The organism is Bacillus sp. JJ1521, from assembly GCF_036965165.1.
Classification (GTDB): Bacteria; Bacillota; Bacilli; order Bacillales; family Bacillaceae_L; genus Ferdinandcohnia.
Window position 1 is genome coordinate 1 of sequence record NZ_JBALOX010000059.1, and the last position, 2629, is coordinate 2629.

A 2629-nucleotide genomic window follows, 5' to 3' on the forward strand; every position below is an offset into this window, starting at 1 on the left:
AAGACCATAATAGACTAAGGGATCATCCTTTTTTAATAATTATTGATTAGTTCTTTATAATGAAAAATGGAATGCTAAAATTTCTTCATCATATATATTAAATATTTAATAATATTCTATTGTTCAAATAGTCAAATCATGCTATAGTTCGAATATGTACTTTATTGAGAACAACGAATAAGTACATATACAAATGTGAGGGGATTTAAAGTATCTATGAGAAAAAAGCATATCGGAGATCAAATTAAGACATTGAGGTTACAACACGGTAAGACCTTGAAAGAATTAGGAGAGGAAATTGATTTCAATTACAGTAATTTATCTAAAATTGAAAGAGGCATACGCAAGCCAACAGTCGAGTTCCTGGAAAGGCTCACACACTATTATAAGGTTGATATATCCTATTTTTTTGATGAAAACAATAAGGATGAGAATAATAGGGTTGGTATGGATCTGGATTGGTTTATGTTATCGCAAGAAATGAAAAGTAAAAATGTAACCTTTGAAGAATTAAAAGCAATGGCAGATACAATTGCAAAAATTAAAAACTACAATACACTAAAGTAAAAAATAGTGCGAATTCACCAAAAAAACGGTTGACACGTTCTTTATAAAGAACTATTATGGGTATATAGTAACGGTTTTCCAAATTGAACAATTATGACAATAAAGAATATTTTTTTGTGTAATATGTTCTTTATGAAGAACTTCTACCCATGCAAATAAACAAAGCAGGTGATGAAGTGAAACCAAATTTACAAGTGCCAAATCATTATGTAATGGAACCAGCGACAGAAAAAGAAATAGATCTAAGAAACATTTTTTTAATTTTAATGAGACGTTGGTGGGTTATTGTAATATTTACTATTTTAACGACAGTAGCGGGGTATTATTTTGCAGAAAGAAATAGTACACCTGTTTACCAATATACAGCCAGGCTAATGGTAAATGGTGGTCAGGATCAAATCCAAACATTATTAGTTGTTCTCAGGGATCCACCAATTATGGAAGAGGTAATTAAAGAACTTGGCTTAAATCAATCACCGGATAATTTGGCAAACCAGATATCAGCTAGTGTTGTTGGTAGTTCTCAAAGGGTAAACATTAACGTAATTGATGTAGATCCAGAAAGAGCTGTTGCAATTGCAAACACAACAGCCGCAGTATTCCAAAAAAAAGGACCAACTGAAACAAATTATGATGTTCAAATTAGTATATTGCAGCAATCTACTGTGCTACCAATACAAATAAGCGGTGACACGTCAAAATTAAAAATAGCAGCAATTATTGGAGGGATTATTGGTGGGGTAGGTATCGTATTATTACTAAACTCATTGGATAACTCACTATTGACCGTTCAGGATGTAAATAAAGCTTTGGGTGTCCCAGTTTTAGGAAGTGTATCTAAAATTAACAAAAAGAACACACAGAGGAAAAAATTGAAAAAGCAAATGGTCAGTATAAGGGGTGAAACCATTGATTCTTAATCCATTTAAACAAAATGAGATCGTTAAGCAAAGTGGGATAACAACTCATTCATTTCCAGAGTCCATTATATCCGAGCAATTTCGGGCCATTCGAACGAATCTGCAATTTATAAATGGTGTCAATAAAAATCAAACGATTTTAGTTACATCTCCAGGTCATTCAGAAGGAAAATCAACAATCGTTGCAAATTTAGCCATCTCACTCGCACAAAATAAGGAAAACGTTTTACTGATTGATACAAATTTAAAAAAACCAGCTCTCCACACCATCTTTAACGTGGAGAACATGACAGGTTTAACAGATGTTTTAAGAGGTAAATTAAGTTTAGAAGAAACAGTGGTGCAAACTGCAGTCGGAAGATTGGATGTATTAACAAGCGGTTCTCTTCCGACTATTTCTTCAGATCTAATTGGTTCAATGGCAATGTTTGATTTATTGCAAAAGGCTTCAAAAAATTACAATATCGTATTAATTGATTCACCACCATTTTTAGAACTTTCTGATACTCAAATACTCGCAAGCGTATGCGACGGTGTGATTTTAGTGATTAAAAGCGGTAAAACAGATACGAAAAAAGCAATTGAAACAAAACGACAATTAGATTTAGCAAAGGCCAAGATTATAGGCGTTGTAATAAATGAAAAACAATATTAAGGTCTTTTTTTATGACAGGAATGTTCTTTATTAAGAATTTTTTATTCTTTTAATCGAAAATTTGGTGATGTCTCCTTACCACTATCAATGGGGGCACTCGGTCATGCTGTGGGTTAACAGCCTTAGACGCAAGTCGTCGAAAGTGTGGTGTGAGGACGGGTTAGATGCCCATTCATTAATAATATTTTACCTATGTGCTTTTTTACGAAAAAGTATATAGGTAAGGTATTAATTTAAAGGAGTGTGTAAAATTACACGAAATCCATCAAAGTAAAAGAATGAAGGAAAGGGGGACTTAATGTTGACGTATCGTCAAAGAATATCTTTATTTATCTTTTTAGATTCGGTTATTGTGTTAACCTGTATATTTATTAGCCGATTTTTAGTTGATGCTACCTTCTCTGTTTTCACATTATCAACAGTCATACTTTCACTTTCACTATTATTAAGCCATCATTTATTTGCTTATATAACTAAACTTTATAAA

General features: G+C 32.3%; 3 protein-coding genes and 1 pseudogene. All 4 read left to right on the forward strand.

Annotation, left to right across the window (positions count from 1 at the left end):
• Nucleotides 1–216 precede the first annotated feature (216 nt).
• Nucleotides 217–567, forward strand: a complete 351-nt coding sequence (locus V7147_RS09495) for a helix-turn-helix domain-containing protein (protein WP_335367614.1) — start codon at nt 217–219, stop codon at nt 565–567.
• Nucleotides 568–743: 176 nt separating this feature from the next.
• Entirely contained in the window at nt 744–1487 is a 744-nt protein-coding gene (locus V7147_RS09500) for a YveK family protein (protein ID WP_335367615.1), read from the forward strand.
• Entirely contained in the window at nt 1477–2142 is a 666-nt protein-coding gene (locus V7147_RS09505; RefSeq protein WP_335367616.1) for a CpsD/CapB family tyrosine-protein kinase, read from the forward strand. The genes V7147_RS09500 and V7147_RS09505 overlap by 11 nt, the downstream gene beginning before the upstream one ends.
• Before the next feature lie 301 nt (nt 2143–2443).
• Nucleotides 2444–2629: pseudogene (locus tag V7147_RS09510) on the forward strand (hypothetical protein); the annotation flags it as partial.